Annotated in this window: 24 protein-coding genes; 6 read left to right on the top strand and 18 right to left on the bottom strand. The window is 64.2% G+C overall.

Translation table 11 applies throughout. The features are described 5' to 3' along the window. Window positions 1-161: 161 nt before the first annotated feature. The 7 genes from LZA78_RS03150 to LZA78_RS03180 all read right to left on the bottom strand — a co-directional run bounded on the left by LZA78_RS03150 (window position 162) and on the right by LZA78_RS03180 (window position 5,091). Window positions 162-362, bottom strand: a complete 201-nt coding sequence (locus LZA78_RS03150) for a hypothetical protein (RefSeq protein ID WP_233675498.1) — start codon at window positions 360-362, stop codon at window positions 162-164. Continuing rightward, entirely contained in the window at window positions 355-630 is a 276-nt protein-coding gene (locus LZA78_RS03155; protein WP_233675499.1) for a hypothetical protein, read from the bottom strand. Before LZA78_RS03155 ends, LZA78_RS03150 begins: the two co-directional genes overlap by 8 nt. Then, a complete protein-coding gene (locus LZA78_RS03160) occupies window positions 627-1,037 on the bottom strand; it encodes a hypothetical protein (protein WP_233675500.1) in 411 nt (136 codons plus the stop codon). The genes LZA78_RS03155 and LZA78_RS03160 overlap by 4 nt, the downstream gene beginning before the upstream one ends. Continuing rightward, entirely contained in the window at window positions 1,034-1,483 is a 450-nt protein-coding gene (locus tag LZA78_RS03165; RefSeq protein ID WP_233675501.1) for a hypothetical protein, read from the bottom strand. Before LZA78_RS03165 ends, LZA78_RS03160 begins: the two co-directional genes overlap by 4 nt. Window positions 1,484-1,505: 22 nt before the next feature. Beyond that, complete coding sequence (locus tag LZA78_RS03170; protein ID WP_233675502.1) at window positions 1,506-2,249, bottom strand: hypothetical protein; 744 nt, start codon at window positions 2,247-2,249, stop codon at window positions 1,506-1,508. A gap of 276 nt (window positions 2,250-2,525) precedes the next feature. Continuing rightward, entirely contained in the window at window positions 2,526-4,604 is a 2,079-nt protein-coding gene (locus LZA78_RS03175) for an AAA family ATPase (protein WP_233675503.1), read from the bottom strand. A gap of 142 nt (window positions 4,605-4,746) precedes the next feature. Beyond that, complete coding sequence (locus LZA78_RS03180; protein ID WP_233675504.1) at window positions 4,747-5,091, bottom strand: helix-turn-helix transcriptional regulator; 345 nt, start codon at window positions 5,089-5,091, stop codon at window positions 4,747-4,749. 416 nt (window positions 5,092-5,507) lie between these two features. Here LZA78_RS03180 and LZA78_RS03185 point away from each other — a divergent pair, with 416 nt between their 5' ends. Next, window positions 5,508-5,918, top strand: coding sequence for a hypothetical protein (locus LZA78_RS03185; protein ID WP_233675505.1), 411 nt, complete (start codon window positions 5,508-5,510; stop codon window positions 5,916-5,918). Between the two features lie 100 nt (window positions 5,919-6,018). Here LZA78_RS03185 and LZA78_RS03190 read toward each other — a convergent pair whose 3' ends face one another. The 7 genes from LZA78_RS03190 to LZA78_RS03220 form a co-directional block, all read right to left on the bottom strand. Then, the gene (locus LZA78_RS03190; RefSeq protein WP_233675506.1) at window positions 6,019-7,326 is read right to left on the bottom strand and encodes a tyrosine-type recombinase/integrase; all 1,308 of its coding nucleotides are present in this window, start codon (window positions 7,324-7,326) and stop codon (window positions 6,019-6,021) included. Between the two features lie 450 nt (window positions 7,327-7,776). After that, complete coding sequence (locus LZA78_RS03195; protein WP_233675507.1) at window positions 7,777-8,409, bottom strand: TetR/AcrR family transcriptional regulator; 633 nt, start codon at window positions 8,407-8,409, stop codon at window positions 7,777-7,779. A gap of 89 nt (window positions 8,410-8,498) precedes the next feature. After that, the gene (locus tag LZA78_RS03200; protein ID WP_233675508.1) at window positions 8,499-9,524 is read right to left on the bottom strand and encodes a quaternary amine ABC transporter ATP-binding protein; all 1,026 of its coding nucleotides are present in this window, start codon (window positions 9,522-9,524) and stop codon (window positions 8,499-8,501) included. Continuing rightward, window positions 9,517-10,404 carry an ABC transporter permease gene (locus LZA78_RS03205; protein WP_233675509.1) on the bottom strand — a complete coding sequence of 296 codons (888 nt, stop codon included), beginning with the start codon at window positions 10,402-10,404 and terminating at the stop codon, window positions 9,517-9,519. Before LZA78_RS03205 ends, LZA78_RS03200 begins: the two co-directional genes overlap by 8 nt. Window positions 10,405-10,471: 67 nt before the next feature. Continuing rightward, window positions 10,472-11,467 (bottom strand): glycine betaine ABC transporter substrate-binding protein, encoded by a 996-nt coding sequence (locus tag LZA78_RS03210; RefSeq protein WP_233675510.1) that lies wholly within the window; start codon window positions 11,465-11,467, stop codon window positions 10,472-10,474. Between the two features lie 73 nt (window positions 11,468-11,540). After that, entirely contained in the window at window positions 11,541-12,317 is a 777-nt protein-coding gene (locus LZA78_RS03215; protein ID WP_233675511.1) for a pyrroline-5-carboxylate reductase family protein, read from the bottom strand. Then, complete coding sequence (locus LZA78_RS03220) at window positions 12,314-12,955, bottom strand: TetR/AcrR family transcriptional regulator (protein ID WP_233675512.1); 642 nt, start codon at window positions 12,953-12,955, stop codon at window positions 12,314-12,316. Before LZA78_RS03220 ends, LZA78_RS03215 begins: the two co-directional genes overlap by 4 nt. Window positions 12,956-13,102: 147 nt before the next feature. Between LZA78_RS03220 and hpbA the strand changes: the two genes are divergently transcribed. Together hpbA and LZA78_RS03230 are read left to right on the top strand one after the other, a co-directional pair. Beyond that, window positions 13,103-15,139 (top strand): N-methyl-L-proline N-demethylase HpbA, encoded by a 2,037-nt coding sequence (gene hpbA / locus LZA78_RS03225; protein WP_233675513.1) that lies wholly within the window; start codon window positions 13,103-13,105, stop codon window positions 15,137-15,139. Window positions 15,140-15,234: 95 nt separating this feature from the next. Beyond that, complete coding sequence (locus LZA78_RS03230) at window positions 15,235-16,365, top strand: S-(hydroxymethyl)glutathione dehydrogenase/class III alcohol dehydrogenase (protein ID WP_233675777.1); 1,131 nt, start codon at window positions 15,235-15,237, stop codon at window positions 16,363-16,365. Between the two features lie 333 nt (window positions 16,366-16,698). Here LZA78_RS03230 and LZA78_RS03235 read toward each other — a convergent pair whose 3' ends face one another. Together LZA78_RS03235 and LZA78_RS03240 are read right to left on the bottom strand one after the other, a co-directional pair. Beyond that, entirely contained in the window at window positions 16,699-17,766 is a 1,068-nt protein-coding gene (locus LZA78_RS03235; RefSeq protein WP_438811050.1) for an FAD-binding oxidoreductase, read from the bottom strand. 3 nt (window positions 17,767-17,769) lie between these two features. Continuing rightward, window positions 17,770-19,005, bottom strand: coding sequence for an aromatic ring-hydroxylating oxygenase subunit alpha (locus tag LZA78_RS03240; protein WP_233675514.1), 1,236 nt, complete (start codon window positions 19,003-19,005; stop codon window positions 17,770-17,772). Between the two features lie 116 nt (window positions 19,006-19,121). On the opposite strand from LZA78_RS03240, the gene LZA78_RS03245 reads away from it, so the two are divergent. Continuing rightward, window positions 19,122-20,051 carry a LysR substrate-binding domain-containing protein gene (locus LZA78_RS03245; protein ID WP_233675515.1) on the top strand — a complete coding sequence of 310 codons (930 nt, stop codon included), beginning with the start codon at window positions 19,122-19,124 and terminating at the stop codon, window positions 20,049-20,051. Between the two features lie 430 nt (window positions 20,052-20,481). On the opposite strand, the gene LZA78_RS03250 is transcribed toward LZA78_RS03245, so the two are convergent. After that, entirely contained in the window at window positions 20,482-21,177 is a 696-nt protein-coding gene (locus LZA78_RS03250; protein ID WP_233675516.1) for a gamma-glutamylcyclotransferase, read from the bottom strand. A 97-nt stretch (window positions 21,178-21,274) separates the two neighbouring features. Next, a complete protein-coding gene (locus LZA78_RS03255; RefSeq protein ID WP_233675517.1) occupies window positions 21,275-22,789 on the bottom strand; it encodes an aldehyde dehydrogenase (NADP(+)) in 1,515 nt (504 codons plus the stop codon). On the opposite strand from LZA78_RS03255, the gene LZA78_RS03260 reads away from it, so the two are divergent. Together LZA78_RS03260 and LZA78_RS03265 are read left to right on the top strand one after the other, a co-directional pair. After that, window positions 22,788-23,033 (top strand): hypothetical protein, encoded by a 246-nt coding sequence (locus tag LZA78_RS03260; protein ID WP_233675518.1) that lies wholly within the window; start codon window positions 22,788-22,790, stop codon window positions 23,031-23,033. The two genes, LZA78_RS03255 and LZA78_RS03260, sit on opposite strands and share 2 nt — an antisense overlap. After that, window positions 23,030-23,836 (top strand): ABC transporter substrate-binding protein, encoded by an 807-nt coding sequence (locus LZA78_RS03265; protein ID WP_233675519.1) that lies wholly within the window; start codon window positions 23,030-23,032, stop codon window positions 23,834-23,836. Before LZA78_RS03260 ends, LZA78_RS03265 begins: the two co-directional genes overlap by 4 nt. The last annotated feature ends 53 nt before the right edge of the window (window positions 23,837-23,889 follow it).

Consider the following 23,889-nt stretch of genomic DNA (forward strand, 5'->3'; position numbering starts at 1 on the left):
GAACCCGAACGAGTTGGGACGAGGCTCGCTAGGGTCGCGCGTGGGGCGGGCTTTGCGGGTGCCGCCCTTACCCCCGTGGCTCGGCGCGGCCTGCGGCTGTGGGGGCGGCTGTAGCGGCGGCTCACCCCGGCGCCAGCGCAACAGCCAGTCGGGGTCGTTCGTCAGCATAGCTTTTCGCGCTCCCATCGCTCCAATTCCGGGAGCGGAAAGTCCCGATCCAGCGCACCCGCCGCCATCTCCTGCCGCACCCGCTCAGCGAACTCCTCGAACGAGCCGTAGGCGCTGGCGATGCGCGAGAGCCGGGGCCGCCGTGCGTATTCCAGCCGCGCGACCCGCGCCATGAGGGTTTGGGCGCTACTCACCCTTCAGCACCTTGAGCGCTTCACCGAGCCGCAGCGCGACGGCAAGGTTGGCGGTGGCATGGGCTTGCCGACGCGCGGCTTCCTCCGCATCGCGCTGGTGCATGGCGCGGAGGTCAGCAGGCGTCACGCCATACCTGGGCACATGGATGGATCGTTCGTCCAGATACGCCCGCCCGTTGACATAGGTGACGTGCCGGTCCTGATCGGGCTCCTGTGCATGTCGCTGAGCGCGGCCAGTGAACGGCAGTTCCGGCGGATCGCGTCTCATTTCAGCGCCCCCATCCCCTGCAACAGTTCCATCGCGTCAGCGCGCACCTGTGGGTCGGCAGAGGTCCGCAGCAAGTCGAGGCAGGAGTCATGGACCTGCTTGCCCCACTCTGCGCGCTGCTCGTCCGTCAGGTCCGAGAACAGGTCGAGCGGCACAAAGCCCATCGCCTGCGCCTCTTTCAGCGTCAGCGAGAACACCTTCGCGATGACCGGACGGTCGCCGCGCGCCCTGCGGGCAAGGACGTGCGCCGCGTTGATCGCCTTGTCCCGGTCGGTGATCGACCATGTCACTGCGACCTTGCCCATGATGGTGACGACGACGAACAGGTCGCCGGGGCTTTGCGGCATCACCGACACCACGTTGTCACCCGGACCCCACAGGTCGTGCTCTGAGATTGACACTTTCATCGGTTCACCTCTTTGGCTTCGAGCATCAGCACTCGTTCGTGCAGCGACTCGACCGCTTGGATGCCCGCGACGGTCTGTATCATCGCGATCAGCGCGCGACCGGCGTCCACGTCCAGCTTGCCCTCGGACACTGCAATCAGGATTTGGTTGGCCTGCCCCGCAAGGGGCAGTTCGGTGTCCAAGTCAAACTCGACGCGCTCGCCCGTAGACTTGAGCGGGGGCGCGAGCCGTGCCAGCGCCATGCCCATTGCCGACATGTCGCCCGCCAGCGCCGCGTCCACCGCCGTCTGCACCAGCGCCTCGCCATTGTCGCTGAACAGCTTCTGCAACCGTTGGCGCTTGTCGATGATGCCCTTCGGGCGACCCTTCGGGAACGGGCTAGGTCCACCGGCAAGCCAGCGTCCATTCTCGTCCCGCTTGGGTTCGGTGTCAGATGCTTCGGTCATGCGTGATCTCTGCTGGTTCCGATCAGGCGTGCTGCCGGTAGACGGCGTTGCTGGCGTTGCGCTTCTTGCGGTAGGCATCCGGCCCTTCGGCGCGATACCCGAGGGTCTTGCCGTCCGGGCCGGGGATGGGGATTTGGATGACGCCCACCGCCTTGATCGACTCTTTCAGGACCTGCGGCCCATGGCGCTCAAGGTAGCTGCGGGCAGCGGTCAGCGCCTTCAACCGCTTCGTTGCCTCGGGCTTCGTCATCTCGTTGTAGAGGCGGGTGAAGTGCGCGTGCATCTCCTTTGACAAGCCCGACAGCATCGGAGGCGCGCCACAAACCGCGCTCAGCACGTCCAGATCCTTGTCGCCGACCGCCTTCTCAAGCAGGCCCACCCGGTCGGGGGACTTCTGCATCAGGGCGCGCACCTCACCGCTCACCATCTTGCCCGCCTGCTCTTTCACGCTGGCGGACAGGTCGCTTTCCAGCGCGGTGATGGTCTTGGTGAACCGGGCAATCGCGCCGTCCAACTGGCGGGTGACCCCTTCCAGCTTCGTCATCGCGTAGTCGTCGGTCTTGAGCAGCGCGGCGGGCTCGGTCAGCGTCGGGTCGCTGAACGCGGCTTCCCGGTAATCGTAGATCGAACCGAGGTAGGTGTGGGCCGCAGTCAGGGCCTCGGTCGCCGGGGCGATGAAAACGCGGGTGTCGTCGTCCACGCCGTCGAGCGCCGCGATGTTGTCGGGGTGAAGGCTCAGGGGAACCCTCGTATCAACGTCTGCCATTTGATCCTCGTTTGTCTCAGTGGGGCTTGCTGTGGGCTTACGCTACGGCGCTCTCGTCGGTCTCTACAAGCGAATTTGCAATGAATATCAATGCTTTATTTCGACTGATTTTGGCGGATGCCTTTGACTGGACATCAGGGGGTCGGGCGCACGCACGCGGCGCGGGCAGGATCGGCGGGAAGTGCGGCGGGCGGTGAGTCCCCCCTATATACCCCCGCGCACTGCGCGCCCCGGGAGGGGCGCTGGCGCGGTAAGTGCGTGCAGCGGCGGTAAGTGTCATTCCCCGCCACTCCCCGCCGGTCGCTCAAACGGCTTGTTCGGGTCGCGGAGGACGAACCACCGTTCGCCCGTGTGCCTGTCGGGCTTCGCAAAGGGTTCGCGCCCAAGGATGCCATCGCGCTCCAAGCCAAGCACCACATCCTTAGTCTGCTTCGCCTTCCTGAGCCGTCGCGGCCATTCCGGGTGGCCGCTGAGCATCCCATGCACGCCGGTTGTCGCATTCGGGGACAACGAGGTGGTGACGAACTGCCCCCGGTCGTAGGCATCACGGATCAGCGCGGCCACCGTCAGCCGGGGGTCTGGCCCTGCTTCGCGCGCCAATTCACCGCCGATGTGGACACCCGGTCGCCAGAGGCCGTTGTTGTCGCGGGCCAGTTCCCGGTCAGGGGCAGGCGGGCCATCGGTGTTCTTCATCACGCGGAGAACAAAGCTCTCGCTGATGACCGACCCGTCATCGTCGTCCTTCTCGACCTTCTGTTGCAGATACATCCGGCGGCGGCAGGAGTTGTGCCACTGAGCATTGCCCGCATAGCCATCGTCGTTGGACGAGTAGCCCCGCGCGCTGGCTCGGTCGATGTGGACCAGCAGCATGACCCCGACGCGGCGTTTCGTGTGAACCTGCCGCAGGAGTTTGATGAAGGCGCGCACCTCGCGGCGCGCGATCTCGTTCCCGTCGAAGGTGTCGGACGCCCCGTCGATGATGACAAGCTGCGGATCGAAGGCATCAACCATCGCTTGCAGGTTACGGAATGGCGCGGTCTCCCCGAGGTGCTTCATCATGTGCGCCCTGCCCGCCGTGCCCACGTCCCTCAGTTCCTCGCCATAGAGGGGGTCAACCTCGCTGGCGTCGAGGACGAGCAGGCGTTCGCGCAAGCCCTCGGGGTCGTAGTCGAAGGTCTCGGTAACGCGGCGGAGTCGGCGCATCAGGCGCTTCCGCCCATCCTCTGCCGAATAGTAGAGGACGCGGGCCTGCCGCGTATCGCAGTCGAGGACGGGTTCGCCAAGTGCGACGGCGCAGGCCATCTGCAAGGCGAGGAACGATTTGCCGACGCCACCGTGCCCGCCAAGCAGCGTCACGTCCTCGTCCGCAACCAGCCCCTCCACAATGTCGGGCACCTCGTCGTCATCTTCGCCGGTCCAGTCCACGCTGAGGCGGGCCAGCAGGTCGCCAGCGTTCTCGCCGGATGCCGGGGCTGGCGCGCCCAACTGGGCGGCACCGCTCGCCGGATTCACCCATCCCTGCCGTGCTGCCGCCGCGAACACGGCCTGATAGCCGGTGTCGGCGGGGTTGAGGCTACGCCAGACCCGAGCCGCGTCCTTGGGGTCGTATTTCTCGGACTTCTGAGACCACTCGGTCCACAAGCCATCGCCGGTCGGGCCGAGCTCCCTAAGCGCCATCCCCATCCGCACCCAAAAATCACGGTCGTCGGACGGCATGTGCGCGAGGGCGGAGCGAAGCTCCGTCACCGTCTTGGCATCGACGGGCACGGTCTCCACCGAATCACTGGCCTGCGAGGTGCGGGCTGCACCATGCCGGGGTGCGAGCGCCTGCTCAACATACTCAGCGAGGTCAACCAGCGCCCCGTCCCGGATCACGTGTTCGGTGACGGTGAAAAACCGACCTGCCGCGTAGGCCTCGATGCCGCTGGTGTTGGATCCCAGGGTGGCAAAGGCTCGCCCATAGCCAATGGCGTGCGCACCCTCGCGGCTCGGGCTGAACTCGACGTAGCCGGGAACAGCGTTCGCCAGCCCACCCAGCCCATTGGCTTGCACGTCATCGAAGTCCACGCCCTGCCAGTGCCGACCCGAGCCATCAGGCCCGAGTGCGAACGCGAGGCCCCAGTCGTCGCCCCTGCCTGCGAGCACTCCTTTGGCTTGATCGTAGGTGGCGAGCTGTGCCCGGTCGGCGTCAGTGTCCAGCGTGCCGCTGCGCCTCGTTCCGTTCGTGTAGAAGGGCACCTTGCGCGGCTTCTTCCCCGGCTCGGGGACTGCTTGCCAGACGAGCCAGCGCGGCACGCTCTGCATGACCGCCAAGGCCGTTTGCGGACCGATTGCCGGTTCTGCTACCTTGTCCATACCGACCCGCCTTTCCTCGTATCAGGCTGGCCGTTGGGGTAGACGATCCGCAGCCGGGGGTGCTCAGGCCTCCGGCTGTTTCGCGACGTGGGCTTGCTACAGGCTTGCCGAAGCGCGCCCTCGCAAAAGTTCAGGAACACTTTCATTCGGATGCACCGCCCGGCTGCTTGACCGCAGGTTTCCCGTTCTGCCACGGGCCGGGGATCGCGCCGGGCGCAGCGGGTGCAATGCGCATGGGGTTCTCGCGCTTCGTGCGCACCGCCGCCGTGTGCGCGCTGGTGCTGCGGTAAGCCTGCTCCTTGATCCACGCGATCACCTCGGACCGCAGGTAGCGGATCGGGGCGTTCGGGGCATCGCCGATCTTGTAGAACGGCGGCCCGTCCTTGCCTTGGTGGCGGCGGACTTCGAGGGTATTGGGGCGAAGCTTCATCAGCTTCGCGGCTTCCTTGTTCGTGATGAACTCGTCCAGATCGACGGTCTGCGACATGGCAAATCCTTCCTACGAGGTTTGCTGTCACTGACCTAGACGACTAGGGGTTACGACAGGGCTGATAGACGCCGTCCAAAGACGGTGCACTAATTGCTTACCGCGCTTCGCAATAGGTCCGCTACCCCCTAATTACACATGGATTACAGTCGGTTGTATCTAGCGACAAATCAACAGCCACAGCCATTTTCGCACTGAAAAGTGGATGCATGGTGTGTATGGTTTGACGAGGCGGATTCGGGATGATAAGTCTGGTCAAAACCATACACACCTTACATCGCAAAATGCCCCCAATACGACCCCGCCCTGAGCCACCCAAAGGTCCGCCGCCCTGGGCTGACCCGGAGAAGTCGACTGCTGACTTTGAGTCACGAGCCGCCGAGGTATTGAGGTCAGACGAGCCGCCGGGCGAACGTATGCGCCTGATGCGGGAGCGCCTCAAGCTGAAGTGGGATGGCGTTCCGCGCCTCGTCCGTCATCAAATCACGGTCCCGAGAGAGAAGATCAAGTCCATGGTGAATCTGAAAGATGCCCGAGCCAAGGTGCGCAAGCTGGCAGGCAAGGTCCAAGACGAGGCATTCAAGCACTGGCTCTATGCGTGGGTGGTGGATGCCGAGCGCCCTGACGAGTGGACGCAATCGCGGGTGCTCTACGAGAACTACCTCAAGAGGGCGAAGGACTACGGCAACAATCGGCCCGACCGGCGGCTCTCAAAGGAAGAGCTCGCCACCGAGACGCAGTGGGGGAAGATGATGGGGGCGACATACATGAAGAAGCGGCGAGCCGGGGGTAACTACTACCCCGTGAGGCTGAAGCGCGGCGCATAGCTGCGCTCGCTGTGCTCGGGCACCAGCCGCTGGCCGCTTTTCGCGCTACCCATGCTCGGGCCAAGTGCGATCCGCGAGCGCTGCCAGCGTTTTCCGGGGGCTACGCGCGAGCAGCCATCGGGAGCACGTTCTTCCCGGCAGCTATCAGCCCCTTCCGCTCGATCCAGTCACCGATGGCCTGCACCTCGGGGTGCAACCATTGCAGTTCGTCCAGATCAGCATAGTGAAGCGAGGTAATGTCCTCCTGCGCTGGCTTGTGCCCGATCAGGAGGTCAACGCGGAACTTCTCAACCCGGCATTCCCTCATGGCGATGTTGGAGAACGTGCGCCGGAGGTCGTGCGGGCTGAGGTGCTTGCCCGCGGCCTCGCTCACCTTCGTCATGGTCGCCCGAGGATCGGTCATGTGCCCGGTGCTGCCGCGCGAAGGGAACACATGCGGGTTCCCTTCCTCGCGCTTCCGCCCTTTCAGCACGGCCACTGCCTGTGTGGACAGAGGGAGCTGGATGGGGAACCCCTGCTTTCGGTCGATGAGCTGATACCAGCACGCGGCGGGGTCGTCCGACAGGTGGATGCGATCCCAAGTGATCGAGGCCATCTCCGTGTTACGGCAGCCCGTCAGAAGCAACATCAGGGCGAGGTCCACCCCGGCCAGCGCATCGCGGTTGCGTGCGGTGAGGCGGGCGTCGTGCAGGGCGTTCCAGACCTCGCCAACCTTGTCGAAGGCGACGTAGCGCTTCTTCCGCTCCTGCTTCGCCAGCTTCTCGCTCTTGCGCTTCTTCGCCCAATGGTCGGCCATCACGTCCACGGGGTTGAAGGCGAACAGCGGGCTACCGTCGGCGCGACGATGCTGGCGGCTCGCATAGTTGATGAGGATGCGCAACGCGACCATCGCTGAGTCAGCGCTCTTGGGCGCACCCCGCTTCCCGTCGAGGCCCTTCTCAGACATCTTGCGGTGCCGCGCGAGCACCATGTCAGGCGTGATGCTGACGATGGGCAGCTTCCGCCAGTCGGCAAAGACCTTCGTGACGAAGAACTCATACCACTTGCGGGTGCTGTCCTTGATCGCATCGGGCCGGGCAACGTAGTCGTCGAAGATCTGTTGCAGCGTGACTGCTTCCGCCTCAGACTGCTTCTTCACGGCGCGCGGGTCGAGGCCCAGCTTGATGGACCGCAAGTGCTCCTGCGCAACGTCACGGGCCTGATCGACGGTGAACACGCCATAGTCCCCGATGGTGATGCGGACGGTTGGCGTGGTAGCGGACATGCGCTTCTGGATGATGAAGGTGATCTTGCCCGCGGGGCTGATCTTCGCCCCGAACCCCTTGTCCTGGCTGTCCCAGACGAACTGGTTCTTCGGGCCGGGCTTGAGGCGGTCAATGACACCCTTGGTGAGCTTGGTCGTTGGCATGGTGGATTCTCCCTAGCAAGCAGATAGCAACCAAATGCGGTAAAGCACTGGCAAGCTGCGTAGGGCACCATCCGGGAGCCAAGCAACTGTTTTCACTTGAAAATAAATGACTTTCAAGAACAAACAAGCTGCGTAAAGCTCGTCCGTCAAGGACTGTTAATCAATTGGTCGTAGGTTCGATCCCTACCGCCGGAGCCAAAAATCTCTGATTATCTCAGATGAATACGAACAGGCGGCAAAAGCCGCCGTTCGCATTTTTCGGCCAAGCTGTCGCTGACAACAACGCATACCCGCCTGGATGCGGCCCTGCTCTTTCGTCGACGCAGTTAAATACGTTGAGCGCCCGCGCAACGGCCGATCCGCGCCTACTTTTGGGTTACGGCTGGTCGGATGAAGCCGAAAGCCGCGATAAGACCACAGCGCAGTGCCGCTCCGCTCGCCTACACCAATTCAGGCAGGTTTGAAGCTGTGTTGCGCGTGGAAACGGGCGATCTCTCGGTCTGCCGGGCGCTGGCCGGTGAATATCTGCACATAGGCCGGAATCCGTGCCATGCGAACTGAAAGGCTCTCGCGCTGCTGCATCGAGATATAGCCGATCTGGGTCAGGTAGACCGTTCGCGCGCGCGTTTCGGCGTCGATGCCGTCATGGCCCCAGCGGTGAAACATGGCGATCAGTGCCTCCAGCCGCCGGGCGTCCTCGGCGTTCAGCTGCGCCATGATAACCGGATCTTGCAACGCCCAGGAGCGGACGGCGAACTCCAGTCGGCTGTCGAAATCGCGGTCTTCGAGGAAGCAACCGATCACGTTCAGCATCGCCTCGGCCTCGGATTCGGCAAAGGCATTGCAGGCGGCGATCATCCCCTCTGAGGTGCGGGCGACCCAACGCTCGGCCAGCGCGGCGAGCAGGGTCTCGCGGTCGCTGAAGTGCCAGTAGAAGCTGGTGCGCGCGATGCGCAGGCGCTTGGAAAGCGCCTGGATCTTGACCGCGTCGATGCCGCCCTCGATCAGCAGGGCATGTGCCGCGCCCAGCCATACCTCACGCGAACCGCGCCAACCCGTTTCCTGATGCCTATCGCCCTTCATGGAACGAGTAATAGCCGACAAACGCGGCTCTGCAATCGTCCATCGCGACGCGGGCGTGGAAACGGGGCCGTCATGCGGCCCCGCTCGCCTCAACCCGCATAGGCCGAGATCGCCCTGTCCAGCGGCAGCAATCCGACCGGCTGCCCGGACGGCCCGGTGACACCAAGACATTTCTCGCCGCTCGCAACCATCCGGTGCAGCGCCTCAAGCAGGGTCGCCTCCGCGCCGATGCTACCGTCGGCACCCGGCGCATCCGCGCCCGGCGGCACCATGACCGAACCGACCTTGACGATCTTGCCGCGATCCACGTGCTGAACGAAATTCGCGACGTAGTCATCGGCGGGGTTCAGCACGATATCCTGCCCGGTGCCCTGCTGGATCACGCTGCCGTCGCGCAAAAGCGCGATGCGGTCACCGATGCGCAGCGCCTCGTCGAGATCATGGGTGATGAACACGATCGTCTTGCGCACCTCTTTTTGCAGATCGAGAAGCACTGTCTGCATGTCGTAGCGGATCAGCGGATCGAGCGCCGAGTAAGCTTCGTCCATCAGCAGGATCGGCGCATCGTTGGCCAGCGCGCGTGCAAGTCCCACGCGCTGCTGCATCCCGCCGGATAGCTGGCTGGGGTAGCTTTTCTCGAACCCGGCAAGGCCCACGCGCTCGATCCAGTGGCGCGCGATGCGGAGGCGCTCGGCCTCGTCGATGCCCTGCACCTCAAGGCCGAAGGCCGCGTTGTCGAGCACAGAGCGATGCGGCAGCAGCGCGAATTTCTGGAACACCATGGCCGTCTGGTGGCGCCGGAATTCGCGCAGCGCTTCGGGAGCCATCTTCACCACGTCCTGCCCGTCGATGATGATCTCGCCCGCCGTGGGCTCGATCAGCCGATTGATGTGGCGGATCAGGGTCGATTTGCCCGACCCCGAAAGCCCCATCACCACCTGGATCGCCCCTGCGGGGATCGAGATGTTGATTTCGCGCAGGCCAAGGACATGGCGGTGTCGCTCGTTCAACTCGGCCTTGGTCATCCCGGCGCGGACCGCCTCGACATGGGCTGCGGGATTGGCGCCGAAAATCTTGAAAAGGTTGCGGATCTCGATCTCAAGCGGCTCAGACATGTTTCACCCCACGGTGCTTTTGTAGGCGGGCACCCCAAGCCTGGCTGATACGGTCAAGCAGGATGGCGATGCCGACGATGGCGAGGCCATTGAACAGCCCAAGCGTGAAATACTGGTTGGAGATTGCCTTGAGCACCGGCTGACCAAGCCCCTGAACGCCGATCATCGCCGCGATCACCACCATGGCCAGCGCCATCATGATCGTTTGGTTGACCCCCGCCATGATTGTCGGCAGCGCAAGCGGCAACTCGGTCTTGATCAGCTTTTGCCAGCGCGATGCGCCGAATGCGTCGGCAGCCTCGAGCACATCGGGATCGACCTCGCGAATGCCAAGGTTGGTCAGGCGGATCATCGGCGGCAGCGCATAGACCACGACCGCGATCAGCCCCGGCACCTTGCCGATCCCCAGCAGCATCACGACCGGGATCAGATAGACGAAAGAGGGCATGGTCTGCATCACGTCGAGGATCGGATTGATCACCGCCCGCACCCGGTTCGAGCGCGACATCAAGATCCCGATCGGCAGGCCGATAGCGATCGACATCAGCGTCGAGGTCAAGATCATCGAGATCGTCTTCATCGTGTCTTCCCACATGCCGAAATACCCGACAAGGCAAAGCGTCACGACTGCGGCGATCACGATCTTCCAGCTGCGACTGGCGGCCCAGGCGAGGCCCGCGGCAAGCAGCAAGATGATCGGCCAGGGCGTGCCGACCAGGACCCTCTCGGACCAGATCAGGAACTGCTTGAGCGGCTCGAACAGCGTTTCGAGCGAGGCGCCGTAGCTTCGCGAGAACGTGCGGAACGCTTCATCAATGGTTTTCTTCAATGCGCGCAGATTGTCATCGGCGAGCTGCGGAAAGCTGTCGAACCAGGCCATCAGAGCCCCCTTGGAATGGATGTAAGGCGCAGGCGGCGCGGCGTCCGGCCACCTGCGCAGTATCAGATCAGAGCGCGGCCTTGATCTTCTCGGCGGCGTCCGGGGTGACCCACTGCATCCAGAGGTCTTCGCGCTTCTTGAGGAATTCCTCGGCGCCCTCTTCGCCCGTCGCCTGATTGTCCGTCATCCAGGCCATCAGCGCACTGACGGTCGCGTTGCTCCAGCTGCGCTTGTTCAGGTAGTCGACGACGGCTGGTTCGGTGCTGTCGATGAAGGGCTTCGCGGCGAGGGTGTAGACCACGTCGACCGGGAAGGCGTTCAGCTTGGGATCGGCGCAGTCCGCGATCGAAGTGCAGCGTTTCCATTCGACCGGATCATGCGACACGCCCGCGTCGAGCTGGAACATCTCGTACTTGCCCAGCAGCGAAGTCGGCGCCCAGTAGAAGGCGACGAAGCCTTCCTGCTTTTCGTAGGCATTCGCGATCGAACCATCGAGACCCGCGGCCGAGCCGGTGTCGACCAGAACGAAGTTCTTCGCCTCGCCATCGAGCGCCTTGAAGAGGTTGGTGGTCACCACCGTGCCGCCCCAGCCCGCCGGGCCGTTGAGGATCGCGCCCTTGCCCGCGTCTTCGGGGGCCGGGAAGAGCTCGGGATGTGCGAGCACGTCGGCGTAGGTCGTGATCTCGGGGTGAGCGTCGTGCAAATATTTCGGGATGAACCAGCCGAGCTGACCGCCGTCCACGAGCGAGTTGCCCAGCTCGACGATCTTGCCAGCCTTGGTGCCCTCGGCGATGACTTCGGGCATCAGCGAGATCCAGCCTTCGGGCACGATGGTCGGCTGGCCCTTCTCGGTCATCGAGGTGATCGAGGGCACGGTGTCGCCCGCGATGATCTCGGCCTGGCAGCCATAGCCTTCGGACAGGATGATCTTGTCGAGATTGGCGAGAACCTCGGCGCTCTGCCAGTTCATGCTGGCGATGGTGAGCGAGCCGCATTCCGCGTAGGCGGCGCCGGCAAGGCAAAGCGCGGGAAGGGTTGCGGCGGTGGCGAGAAGTTTTTTCATTGCTGGTTTCCCTGTTGCGACGTGTTGGGGTCTTCGCCCGGCGGTCGCTTCGCCGGTCAAAGTATGGCTGATGTCAGTCGGTGGGGCGGCAGGCCCTCAGGGCCGCGTCGAGGCCTGCGCGCAAGGCCGTTGAAAGCCCCGCGTCATCGGCGCCGTTAAGGCCCGCGGCAGTCACCCCCGCGTAATCGCGGAAGGCCGCGATCACTTCGGGTGCGGTCTCGATCCGGCCCTGCAATAGCGCGGCGCCATCGCAGATCACCGCCTCAACCGCGCGGCGCGCGATGGGTTCGGGCAGACCCCGGGCGCGCGCGAAATCAAGCATCGCCGCTGCGACCAGCGCCGGATAGGCAGGCCCCGAGCCGGGAAGCACGGTCATGACGTCAAGATGATCTTCGTCCTGCAACTCATCGCTACGCCCGATGCTGTCGAGGATGCGCGTGACCGCCGCCTTATCCGTGGCAATCACATCCGGCGCCGCAAACCAGGGCGAGTAAGACCGCCGTTGCTCGGCCAGCGCATTGGGCATGGCACGCACGACGCGCCCGCCGCTCGCGGCCAGTTCCCGCATCGGCACCATCGCCATGACCGAGATCACTAATCTCCCCGGCGCGCGCAAGTGCAGCGCGGGCCAGTCCTGCGGACGCACCGAGACGATGACCACATCGGAACGCTCGACCAGTTCCTCGACTGAGCGGGCCCAGTGAACCGCCTCATTCCCCAGATAAGCGCCGGGCGGGTCGCGGCGGGTCAGCACGGTCAGATCCGCAGCCGCCACAACGCCGCTGTCCAGCATCCCCGCGCCAAGCGAGGCGCCGATCCAGCCCATCGCGCCGATCAAACCCACTCTCATGCCGCCCCTCCGCGATTGAGGTCATGCTGACCGTGGAACCGTTCGATCTCGGCCAGGGTCGGGGTGCCGCCGGTGTAGATCTGCACGTAATTGGGCACGCGCAGCAGGCGCGTTTCGATATCTTCCTTCACCTGCATCGAGATATAGCCGATCTGCACAAGGTAGATCGTGCGCGCCCGCACATCCGCATCCTGAGGCTCATGCCCCCAGTGCTGGAGCAGTTCTGACAGCGCGGCAAGACGCCTGCGGTCGGCGCTCAGCAGCCGCTCCATGATCAGCGCGTCCTGCAAGGCGCCGCTGCGGATGGCAAGTTCGAAGCGCACATCGAATGTCGCGTCGCGCAGGAAGCAGCCGATCACGTTCAGCATCGCCTCTGCCTCGCTCGCGGCATAGGCGCGCGCGGCGGCGATAAGGGGCACCGTGGTGTGCGCCTCCCACAGCTCGGTCAGGGCGAGAACCACATCTTCGCGGTCCCGGAAATGCCAATAGAAACTGGTGCGCGAAAGCTTGAGGCGCTCCGCCATGGGCTGGATGCGTACCGCATCGAGCCCTCCTTCGACGAAGGCCGCATAGGCGGCCTGGAGCCACCCGTCGCGCGATCCGCGCCCATTCGATTCTTTGCCAAGTATTGCTCCCATGGCCAATTCGGTAGCCCGCCGATTTCAACCTGGCAAGAAAAATGTTCATAAATGTACCTTTTTGCGATCATTAATGAACGACTACTTGACGCATATGAACATTTTAAATTACGCCTTGGCGAAACCCTGCCACGCGAGGTGCGCGCAATGTCGAACGATCCCCTTTTGCAGCCTTACAAACTGAAGCACCTGACGCTTCGGAATCGGATCATGATCACCAGCCATGAGCCTGCCTATCCCGAGGACGGGATGCCCAAGGCGCGCTACCGCGCCTATCATGTGGAACGCGCGAAGGCAGGCGTTGCCCTGACCATGACGGCGGGGTCTGCCTCGGTCGCGCAGGACAGCCCGCCGGTCTTCAACAACATCCTCGCCTGGAAAGACGAGGTCGTGGGCCATATGAAGCAGCTGGTGGACGAGTGTCACGATCACGGCGCTGCGGTGATGATCCAGCTGACCCATCTCGGTCGTCGCACCCGTTGGGACAAGGCCGACTGGTTGCCCGTCGTCGCCCCCAGCCACGAGCGCGAAGCCTCTCACCGCGCCTTCCCCAAGCGCATGGAAGACTGGGACATGACGCGCATCATCGGCGATTTCGCCGATGCGGCCGAGCGGATGAAAGCCGCGGGCGTGGACGGGATCGAGCTTGAGGCCTATGGCCACCTGCTCGAACAGTTCTGGTCGCCGCTGACCAACGACCTTGACGCCCCTTATGGCGGCAGCCTCGATAACCGCCTGCGCTTCACCTTCGACGTGCTTGGTGCGATCCGCGAGCGCTGCGGCGAGGATTTCATCGTCGGCCTGCGCTACACCGGCGATCAGGATCTACCCGGCGGCATGACCAAGGCCGAGGGCATGACCGTCAGCGAGAAGCTGAAAGACAGCGGCCTTGTCGATTTCCTGAACGTGGTGAAGGGCCATATCGATACCGACCCCGGCCTGACCGACCTGATCCCAATCCAGGGCATGCGCAACGCCCCGCATCTGGATTTCGCGGGCGAGATCCGTGCCGCGACCGGCTTCCCCACCTTCCACGCCGCCAAGATCCCCGATGTCGCCACCGCGCGCTACGCGATTGCGTCGGGCAAGCTGGACATGGTGGGTCTGACCCGCGCCCACATGGCCGACCCGCATATCGTGCGCAAGATCGTCGAGGGGCGCGAGGATGACATCCGCCCCTGCGTCGGCGCGAATTACTGCCTCGACCGCATCTATCAGGGCGGCATGGCGTTCTGCCTGCACAACGCCGCGACGGGCCGCGAAGAGACGATGCCGCAGACCATCCCCGCGGCGCCCACCAAGAAGCGCATCACTATCGTCGGCGCCGGACCCGGGGGCATGGAGGCCGCCCGCGTCGCAGCTGAGCGCGGCCATGCCGTCACCGTCTTTGAGGCCGCCGACCAGCCCGGCGGCCAGATCCGCCTCACCGCCCAAGACGAACGCCGCCGCGAGATGATATCGATCATCGCCTGGCGTCAGGCCCAGTGCGAAAAACACGGCGTCGAGTTCCGCTTCAACACCTTTGCCGATGCCGAGGACGTGCTGGCCACCAACCCCAACGAGGTGATCATCGCCACCGGCGGCCTGCCGCATACCGAGGTGCTCTCGGAAGGCAACGAACTGGTGGTCTCGGCCTGGGATATCCTGTCGGGCGATGTGAAGCCCGGCCGCGACGTGCTGATCTTCGACGACGCGGGCGATCATGCGGCGCTTCAGGCGGCAGACCTGATCTCGGCCACCGGCGCGAAGGTCGAGATCGTCACCCCCGACCGCAGCTTTGCCCCCGAGATCATGGCGATGAACCTCGTGCCCTATATGCGCAACCTGCAAAAGCGCGACACGACCTTTACCGTCACCTGGCGACTGATGTCGGTCGCGCGCGAGGGCAACCGGCTGCGCGCGACGCTTGGCTCCGATTACGGCGATGTGACCCGCGAAAGGCTGGTCGATCAGGTCGTGGTCAACCACGGCACCCGCCCGCTGGATGAGCTGTACTTCGACCTCAAGCCCGCCTCGTCGAACCTCGGCGAAGTGGACTACAAGGCGCTGACCAACGGCCGCGCGCAATCGCTTGCCCCGAACCCGGAAGGGCAATTCCGCCTGTTCCGCATCGGCGACGCGGTGGCCGCGCGCAACACCCATGCGGCGATCTACGACGCGCTGCGGCTGGTCAAGGATCTGTAAGGCCAAACGGCCGTCACGGCGCCCGGTGCCCCAAGGGTCGCACCGGGCGCCGACCGCACTTATGCCCATCGAAAGGTTTCCCGATGACGACCACCATCCGCACCCGCGCCGCCGTTGCCCTCGCCGCTGGGCAACCGCTTGAGATCATGGACGTGAACCTCGAACGCCCTAAGAAGGGCGAGGTTCTCGTCGAGATCAAGGCCACCGGCCTTTGCCACACCGACGAATTCACCCGCTCGGGCGCCGACCCCGAGGGCATCTTCCCCTGCATCCTGGGCCATGAGGGCGCGGGCGTCGTGATCGAGTTGGGCGAAGGCGTCACCACGCTCAAGCCCGGCGATCACGTCATCCCGCTTTACACGCCCGAGTGCCGCCAGTGCCCTTCGTGCCTGTCGGGCAAGACGAACCTGTGCACGGCGATCCGCAACACTCAGGGTCAGGGCCTGATGCCCGATGGCACGACGCGGTTTTCCATGCTCGATGGCACGCCGATCTATCACTATATGGGCTGCTCGACCTTCGCCAATCACACGGTGATGCCCGAGATTGCGCTGGCCAAGGTGCGCGACGACGCGCCCTTCGACAAGATCTGCTACATCGGCTGCGGCGTCACCACCGGCATCGGTGCGGTGATCAATACGGCGGGCGTCGAGATCGGCGCGACCGCGGCGGTCTTCGGTCTTGGCGGGATCGGCCTCAACGTCATTCAGGGCCTGCGCATGGCCGGGGCCGACATGATCATCGGCGTCGATCTGAACGACGACAAGGCCGAGATGGCGCGCAAATTCGGCATGACCCATTTCGTCAATCCCTCAAAAATCGACGGCTCGGTCGTGCAGGAAATCGTCAATCTGACCAAGCGCGGTGCCGACCAGATCGGCGGCGTGGATTACAGCTTCGACGCGACCGGAAACGTCAAGGTGATGCGCGATGCGCTGGAATGCTCGCACCGTGGCTGGGGCGTGTCGGTCATCATCGGCGTGGCGCCGGCCGGGGCCGAGATCTCGACCCGCCCATTCCAGTTGGTCACCGGCCGGGTGTGGAAAGGCACGGCCTTCGGCGGCGCCAAGGGGCGCGCCGATGTGCCGAAATTCGTGGACTGGTACATGGACGGCAAGATCGAGATCGATCCGATGATCACCCACACCCTGTCGCTCGACCAGATCAACGAGGGGTTCGACCTCATGCACGCAGGCAAATCGATCCGCGCTGTCGTGATTTACTAAACGACCGGGGCGCAGAACATCGCCTTGACGCATCGCACCGTTTGCTCTCAGTGGGAGCGGCGGTGCTTCTTGCTGGCACACAGGCAGTTGGGCACCCGAAAGATCAAGGTTGGCTACGAACCAGTCAATTCAGCAGGCATGCGACTATTTCCTGAGACTGTCGACCTCAGCCTGTGTAACCAAACCGTCGCAGGCTCGACCTATGTCGTAGCACAGAGCCAGATGTAGGTCAGCTTGCGACGATGGGCGGCTGGCACGCTGGCCAAACCTGTCGTTCCGCCGCGCGGCACCGAAGCAGCAATGAGCACTCGACCCGCTGTTCCGTATCAGGTCTCAGGCCTCAACGGTGACCGCGCCGATCGGGTGCGAGCAACAGGCGAGGATGTAGCCCTCGGCGATATCCTCCTCGCTGATCCCGCCGTTATGCACCATATGCACCTGTCCCGAGGTCTTCTTGACCTTACAGGTGCCGCACAGCCCGAAATTGCACCCCGAGGGCATCCGGATCGCTGCGCCCTTTGCCACATGCAAGACGGTATCGGTCTCGGCGCAGCCGCGCGTGACACCGCTGAGCGCGAAGGTGATGCTGGCTTGGGCCTCTTCGTCAGGGACGACATCCTCGAATACCTCGGGCTGCGACACAGGGACCGTTCCGAAGGATTCCTGATGGTAGCGCGACATGTCGAAGTTCAGCGAATTGAGGATATCGCGGACACTGGCCATGAAGCTTTCGGGACCGCAGCAATAGACCTCGCGTTCAAGGTAATCGCCGCACATCAGGCCCAGCATCAGCTGGTTGAGCTTGCCGCGGTAGCCCGTCCAGACCTCGTAAGGATCGCTCCGCGTCACGACGAAATGCAACTGCAACTCGGCGACGCGGCTGGCCATGTATTCCAGCCGCTTGCGGAAGATCAGGTTGGCCGGGCGGCTGGCGCATTGGATAAAGCAGATATCGGGCTGCTCGCCCCGTTCGAACAGGGTTGCCGTCATCGACATCATCGGGGTCACGCCCGACCCGGCCGAGATGAACAGGTATTTCCCGTCGGGCTGCCGCGGCAGGTGGAAATCCCCGCCCGGCCCGCGCGCCCGCAGCGTCATGCCCGGTTGCAGCTTGTCCAGCATCCAGCGCGTCCCGACCGAGTCGGGCTGCGCCTTCACCGTCACGGTGATGTAGGACGCGGTGACCGGCGAGGACGAGATCGTATAGGTCCGCCAGACCGGCCCCTCGGGCAGGGGCAGCTCAAGCGTGATGAACTGCCCCGCCTCGTAGTCGAAAGATGCCCCCGACGCGGGCCGGAAGACGAAGGTTCTGACCTCGGGCGCCTCGGGGATGACCATGGCGCAAACCAGGGGCTCATCGTCGGACCAGACCGGACCATCGCGGCGGGACATCGGGATCATCGCTTACTCCGCCGCAAGGCGCGCGGGCGCCGGAAGGTTTTCACGCAGAGTGCGGCAATACCAGTCGATGAACTGGTTCACCCCACCCTCCTGGATCTGGCTGTAAGGGCCGGGAACATAGCCGGGGCTGTTGATGCCCTGCTGGTTCTCCTCGACGATCTGGCGGTCTTCGTCATTGGTGGCGATCCAGACCTCGGTGAGGCGCTTGAGGTCGTAATCGACCCCCTCGACGGCGTCCTTGCGCACCAGCCAAGTGGTCTGGACCTCGGTTTCCTCGGGGCCGATAGGCAGGACGCGGAAGTTCAGCACCTGGTCCGACAGGTAGTGGTTCCAGCTGTTGGGATAGTGGAAGAACAGGCACGACCCCGCGTCGTCGAACGGAACCGACCCAAGCCGCTTGGCCGAAGCCGCCTTTCCATCAAGCGTGTAGCTGACACCCTTGCCGATGAACGGAATGCGTACGAAGCGCCAGCGTTCGTCCGGCGAGATGACGTATTTCGACGGCAGCCCCGCGTCTTCGCAACGCGACACATGCGCAAGGCCCATGTTCGACGACGACGAATCATCCGCGCCCACAAGGTTCGGATCGTCGGGGAAGGTCACGCACAGCGCGGGGTGGTTGCCCGAGCAGTGGTAGCACTCGCGGTTGTTTTCAAGCACCAGCTTCCAGTTCGCCTTCTCGACGATGCGCGACTGGAACGCAACCTTGAGATTGGCGGGGTCATGCGGCGCAAGATAGCGCGCGGCCTGCGCCTCAAGCGGCGCCATATCGGCGGCCGTCTCGGCCAGGCAGACATAGATCATGCCCTGGATCTCGCAGCAGTGGACCGGACGCAGACCATGATCTTGAGCGGAGAAATCCTCGCCCATCTCGCGCGCCCAAAGCAGCTTTCCGTCCAGATCGTAGGTCCACTGGTGATAGGGGCAGACGATCTTCGGCGCACTGGCCTTGTGCGAGGCGCACAGCCGGCTGCCACGGTGACGGCAGGAGTTGTGGAAGGCGCGGACCTTACCGTCCTTGGCCCGGGCCAGCAGAACCGAGGCCGCGCCGATTTGCACCGTAAGCAGCGTTTCGGGCTTGGGCAGCTCAGCCGAGGAAGCCACGAAGATCCAGCCGCGCGACCAGATCAAGTCTAGATCGGCCTGATAAACGGCCGGGTCATTGTAGAACGGCTGGGGCAGCGAATGCCACGGACGGCGGGCATCAAGTAGGGCGGAAAGATCGGCGGAGTTGCTCATGTGGGAGGGGCCTCGGGTGGGATGTGCAGCGCTAATTGAGTACCGAAAACTTTTGCACGACAACGGCACAAAGTTTAACTTGAGCATTAGAACAACTAATTCATTGGTGATTTTCGATGCCATCCCAGCCCGCCCCCACGCGCCCGCAGCGCGCCATGGGCTTACCCTCGATGACCGCGCTCGTGGCTTTCGAGGCCGCCGCCCGACGCGAGAGCTTCAAGCTGGCCGCCGCGGATCTGAACGTGACCCCCGCCGCCGTCAGCCAGCAGGTGAAGGCGCTGGAGCAGGAACTGGGCATCTTGCTGTTTCATCGCCAGCCGCGCGGCGTGACGCTGACCGAAAGCGGGGTGCATCTGTTCGGCGCGGTCCGCAAGGGCTTTGACGGGATCGCCCAGACCATCGAGCACCTGCGCGAAAGCTCACAGATCGAGGATGTCAGCATCCAGCTGACCACCGCGGTCTCGTCCTTCTGGCTGACGCCCCGCCTGACGCGCTTCTGGCGCGAGCATGGGGATATCTCGGTCGCGCAGACGGTGACCGATCTGCGGCAGGCGGGCCATGCCTGCGACCTCAAGCTCTACTATGGCGGCCCAAATGACGAACCCGGCGAGGTGCGGCTGCTGTTCAACGACACGATCTCGGTTCTGGCCAGCCCCGAGTTCATCGCCCATCACGGGCCGGTCAGCCTCGACGGCCTGCCCCGGCTCCCCGTCATCCACATGAATGCCGAGGACCCGCGCTGGATCGGCTGGCGCCAGTGGGGGCAGCTTGCCGGCTACGCGGGCGGCTTCGGGCCGCGCCACCAGGTCAACAACTATGCCATCGCGACGCAGGTCGCCAAGGACGGGGTGGGCCTGTTCCTGGGCTGGGAAACCCTTTTGCGCAGCGAGCTGGATTCGGGCCGTCTCGTGCGCGCGCTCGATCTTCGGATCACCGCCCCGGACGCCTTCTATCTCGCGTTGCGCGACGAGGCATCCGAGAAGGCGCGGATATTCCGGGACTGGCTATTGAATGAGCACAGGCCGGAAGGCGCTTTTCACCCATAACCTAGCGCCGCCTGTCCATGACCATCGCAGAAGGAGCACCGCCCGCCACGCCTTTATGCCTACCGGCGCCGCGCGCACGAGCATGTCCGAGCTTTTCAGCCAACGCCTTCGCGACCAGCCGCCAAGAAGCACCCGCAATGGATGAGGCAAGGCAAAAGGACAACTTTCTCAGCACCAAACGGCGCCCCAGACACCCCACCCGGCTCAAGCACAAGACGCAGAGCATCAAGCACCGATCGCCCTCGACACGCTCGGGCATCGTGCAAAGCGTTAGCGAGGACTGCGACATGGGAGTGCCCGACGTTGCGCGGTCGCGGGATCTCCGCAAGGCAGCACCCCAGAAATTGGATCGTCGGGTCTGCGCTAACTGCCTGCGGCCATTCCATCATGCGGGGGTTTTCCTACAGCAAAATCGCCGTAGCGGGTGGGCTCAGAGCGCGTCAATCCGATGCGCCACCAGTTCCTGCAAAAGCCAAAGCCCCTCGTCATGCATCCCGCGCGCCTCAAGCTGCGTGACCGTGTTCAGCAGGTATTCGGCCCCTGTCCCCAAGTGGCCGCAGCTTTGCGACAGGACATCGGCTACCTCGCCCGGTGTCAGGTCGCCAGCATATTGCGGTGACTCACGGTTCATCACGAAAACCAATGCATTGACGGCCCCACTGTCTGTCTCAACCGTTAGCCATGTGGGAATGTTGGTAATCGGCTTCACCGTGAATTCGCGGCGGAACAGCCGGTGAAACTGGGCGGCAAGGTCGGCCTCGGGCAGTTCGAACAGAACGCCCTGACATTCCCCGCCCCGGTCGAGCGACATCATCAGGCCGGGATATTCGGGCGAGCCGCGAAACCGCCATTGCCGCAGGCAGAAAGACCGCCGCCACCCCGGAAGGCGCGCGCATTGCTCGCCCCGATGGTCGATCTCGGGGCGCCAGATCAGCGAGCCATATGCGAAAAGCTGCGTCGGGCGATCGGGCGCCGGATGGGTTGCCAGTATCCGGTCCACCCATTCGGCATAGTCCTGATCGGTTTGGGGGAACAGGCCCGCAGGCTGACCCGCGTCTTTGATATCGCGATGCACCCGCGCGACATGCTCGGGGGTTAGCGATAAAACTCTGGGTCCGTCGGTCATATGCTCAGCCCCCCTGTCACTAAAGGGTGCGGAGGGCAGGTTAAATTTGCAAGCCTTTTGCGGAGCCGCCGGAGCGCATGCCCCGGCGGCGGCGAGTTCAGGCGAGATCGTCGGGCAGCACGCTGACCGGGATGTTCTGATAGCAGACCGGGCGCAGGAAGCGGCGGATCGAGAGCGTGCCGACCGAGGTCGCCCCGAAGTTCGTCGAGGCCGGATAGGGCCCGCCATGCACCATGCTGTCGCACACCTCGACACCCGTCGGGAAGCCGTTCGCCAGCACCCGCCCGGCCTTGCGCTCTAGGATCGGCATCAGCCGCCGCGCGAGGTCCGCGTCGGCCTCATCCATATGCAGCGTCGCGGTCAGTTGCCCGCCAAAGCTGCCTGCCACGTCCAGCATTTCATCCGCGTCGCGCGCCACGACAACCAACCCGAGCGGGCCGAACACTTCCTCGGCCAAGGCATGATTACCCATCCAGTCCTGCGCCGAGACGCGGAACAGGAAGGGTTTAGCCTCGCGCCGGTCGCACATCGACGTGAGCAATTCCTGAACGCCGGATTGCGCGCCCATCTGCGCGGCACCCGAGACATAGGCGTTGGCGATCCCGTCGGTCAGCATGACTTGCGCGCCCGTCTTCGATAGCGCGGCGCGCGCGGCCTCGACGAAAGCATCGGCCTGCGGGCCTTCCAGGACCACGGCGATGCCGGGATTGGTGCAGAACTGGCCCGCCCCCATGGAAAGCGACGCCGCCCATCCCTGCCCAAGCGTCTCACCGCGCCGCGCGACCGCCTCGGGCAGCATAAACATCGGGTTGACCGAGCCCAGCTCGCCGAAGAACGGGATCGGCTCGGGGCGCTGTGCGCAAAGGTCGAACAGGGCGCGCCCCCCGGCGAGCGAGCCGGTAAAGCCCACCGCCTTGATCAGCGGATGCTGGACCAGCGCCTGCCCGACATCGCGCTTGCCACCCTGCACCAGAGAGAACACCCCCTTGGGCATGTCGCATTTGGCGATGGCCGCGAGGATCGCCTCGGCGATGATCTCGCCCGTGCCGGGATGTGCGCCGTGCCCCTTGACCACAACAGGGCAACCGGCGGCCAGCGCGGCGGCGGTGTCTCCGCCTGCGGTCGAGAAGGCCAGCGGGAAGTTCGACGCGCCGAACACCGCAACCGGGCCGATCGGGCGTTGCATCATGCGCAGTTCAGGGCGTGGCAAGGGCTGACGGTCAGGCATGGCCGCATCGTGGCGGCGATCGAGGTAGTCACCCTTGAGGATATGCCGCGCGAAAAGCCGCAACTGGCCAGTCGTGCGGCCACGTTCGCCGTTCAGGCGGGCTTCGGGCAGGCCGGTTTCCTGCGTGCCGATCTCGGTGAGGGCCTCGGCGCGGGCCTCGATCTCATCTGCGATGGTCTCCAGAAACGCGGCCCGTTCCGCGCGCGTCGAATAGCCGTAGCTCCAGAAGGCGTCCTCGGCGGCGCGCACCGCCTGATCCACCAGTTCGGGCGTCCCGACCGAGAACGCATGGGCCGCACCATGCGCGGGCTCTGACAGGAAGGTCTGTTCGGTCGCGCGCCATTCTCCGGCGATCAGATGCTTGCCGTGGGGAGTAAAAGTCATGGGGGATTCCCTTTCATTTGCCGCCGCGCGGGCATTTTCGCGCCCGCGAGCCCTGCCGTTTCGGCGATTGGCACCGAACTCGACCGTTTTTTCTCGAACGAAAATTCAAGCAATTGCGCTCACTTGCGTCGATACTCAAAATTTTCTCGACGCGCCAGTATTTTTCTTATATGAAAATTTCTTGCAACAAAGAACAAAACATTTCATGTTCGCTCAGGAATCAACAGAGGGGTTTAACCAATGAAAAAAACCATCATGGCCACCGCGCTGATCGCCGCCACCGGCTTCGCCGGTGCTGCTCAGGCCGACAAGCTGGACGACATCATCGCCTCGGGCACGCTGCGCTGCGCGGTCGTTCTCGACTTCCCGCCGATGGGGATGCGCGATGCGAATAACGAGCCGGTCGGCTTCGACGTCGACTATTGCAACGACCTCGCCGCGGCGCTTGGCGTGACCGCCGAGATCGTCGAGACCCCCTTCCCCGAGCGCATCCCCGCGCTGATGTCGGGCCGCGTCGATGTCGGCGTCGCCTCGACCTCGGACACGCTTGAGCGCGCCAAGACCGTGGGCTTCACGATCCCCTACTTCGCCTTTGAGATGGCCGTGACCGCCAATGACGGCGCGGGCATCGCCTCGTATGAAGGCATGAAGGGCCACACCGTCGGCGCCGTCGCCGGCACCTACGAGGCCATCGCGCTTGAAAAGCAGGTGCAGGAATGGGGCGAGGGCGAGTTCCGCCCCTACCAGACCCAGGCCGACGTGTTCCTGGCACTCAGCCAGGGTCAGCTTGACGCGACCGTCTCGACCTCGACCGTCGCGATGGCCAACGTCAAGACCGGCAACTTCCCGGGCATCTCGGTGGTCGGCAAGGCCCCCTTCGACACCGACTACGTGGCGCTGTTCACCAGCCGCAACGAATACGGCCTGATCAACTACCTCAACCTGTTCGTGAACCAGCAGATCCGCACCGGCCGCTATGCCGAGCTGTATGAAAAGTGGGTCGGCGGCGATCTTCCCGACCTGACGGTTCCCAACGCCTACCGTTGATCGGAACCCGGAGCCAATGACGGCGCGGAGCCCCCGCGCCGTTTTTCCTTCCG

Source organism: Rhodobacter flavimaris (genome assembly GCF_021378075.1).
In the GTDB taxonomy this organism is placed as follows: Bacteria; Pseudomonadota; Alphaproteobacteria; order Rhodobacterales; family Rhodobacteraceae; genus Rhodobacter; species Rhodobacter flavimaris.

Excerpts from the sequence above, each read along its gene's own strand:
- LZA78_RS03155 (WP_233675499.1), bottom strand. The coding sequence starts at position 630 with ATGAGACGCGATCCGCCGGAACTGCCGTTCACTGGCCGCGCTCAGCGA.
- LZA78_RS03160 (WP_233675500.1), bottom strand. The coding sequence starts at position 1,037 with ATGAAAGTGTCAATCTCAGAGCACGACCTGTGGGGTCCGGGTGACAAC.
- LZA78_RS03165 (WP_233675501.1), bottom strand. The coding sequence starts at position 1,483 with ATGACCGAAGCATCTGACACCGAACCCAAGCGGGACGAGAATGGACGC.
- LZA78_RS03170 (WP_233675502.1), bottom strand. The coding sequence starts at position 2,249 with ATGGCAGACGTTGATACGAGGGTTCCCCTGAGCCTTCACCCCGACAAC.
- LZA78_RS03175 (WP_233675503.1), bottom strand. The coding sequence starts at position 4,604 with ATGGACAAGGTAGCAGAACCGGCAATCGGTCCGCAAACGGCCTTGGCG.
- LZA78_RS03180 (WP_233675504.1), bottom strand. The coding sequence starts at position 5,091 with ATGTCGCAGACCGTCGATCTGGACGAGTTCATCACGAACAAGGAAGCC.
- LZA78_RS03185 (WP_233675505.1), top strand. The coding sequence starts at position 5,508 with ATGCGCCTGATGCGGGAGCGCCTCAAGCTGAAGTGGGATGGCGTTCCG.
- LZA78_RS03190 (WP_233675506.1), bottom strand. The coding sequence starts at position 7,326 with ATGCCAACGACCAAGCTCACCAAGGGTGTCATTGACCGCCTCAAGCCC.
- LZA78_RS03195 (WP_233675507.1), bottom strand. The coding sequence starts at position 8,409 with ATGAAGGGCGATAGGCATCAGGAAACGGGTTGGCGCGGTTCGCGTGAG.
- LZA78_RS03200 (WP_233675508.1), bottom strand. The coding sequence starts at position 9,524 with ATGTCTGAGCCGCTTGAGATCGAGATCCGCAACCTTTTCAAGATTTTC.
- LZA78_RS03205 (WP_233675509.1), bottom strand. The coding sequence starts at position 10,404 with ATGGCCTGGTTCGACAGCTTTCCGCAGCTCGCCGATGACAATCTGCGC.
- LZA78_RS03210 (WP_233675510.1), bottom strand. The coding sequence starts at position 11,467 with ATGAAAAAACTTCTCGCCACCGCCGCAACCCTTCCCGCGCTTTGCCTT.
- LZA78_RS03215 (WP_233675511.1), bottom strand. The coding sequence starts at position 12,317 with ATGAGAGTGGGTTTGATCGGCGCGATGGGCTGGATCGGCGCCTCGCTT.
- LZA78_RS03220 (WP_233675512.1), bottom strand. The coding sequence starts at position 12,955 with ATGGGAGCAATACTTGGCAAAGAATCGAATGGGCGCGGATCGCGCGAC.
- hpbA (WP_233675513.1), top strand. The coding sequence starts at position 13,103 with ATGTCGAACGATCCCCTTTTGCAGCCTTACAAACTGAAGCACCTGACG.
- LZA78_RS03235 (WP_438811050.1), bottom strand. The coding sequence starts at position 17,766 with ATGATCCCGATGTCCCGCCGCGATGGTCCGGTCTGGTCCGACGATGAG.
- LZA78_RS03240 (WP_233675514.1), bottom strand. The coding sequence starts at position 19,005 with ATGAGCAACTCCGCCGATCTTTCCGCCCTACTTGATGCCCGCCGTCCG.
- LZA78_RS03245 (WP_233675515.1), top strand. The coding sequence starts at position 19,122 with ATGCCATCCCAGCCCGCCCCCACGCGCCCGCAGCGCGCCATGGGCTTA.
- LZA78_RS03250 (WP_233675516.1), bottom strand. The coding sequence starts at position 21,177 with ATGACCGACGGACCCAGAGTTTTATCGCTAACCCCCGAGCATGTCGCG.
- LZA78_RS03260 (WP_233675518.1), top strand. The coding sequence starts at position 22,788 with ATGGGGGATTCCCTTTCATTTGCCGCCGCGCGGGCATTTTCGCGCCCG.
- LZA78_RS03255 (WP_233675517.1), bottom strand. The coding sequence starts at position 22,789 with ATGACTTTTACTCCCCACGGCAAGCATCTGATCGCCGGAGAATGGCGC.
- LZA78_RS03265 (WP_233675519.1), top strand. The coding sequence starts at position 23,030 with ATGAAAAAAACCATCATGGCCACCGCGCTGATCGCCGCCACCGGCTTC.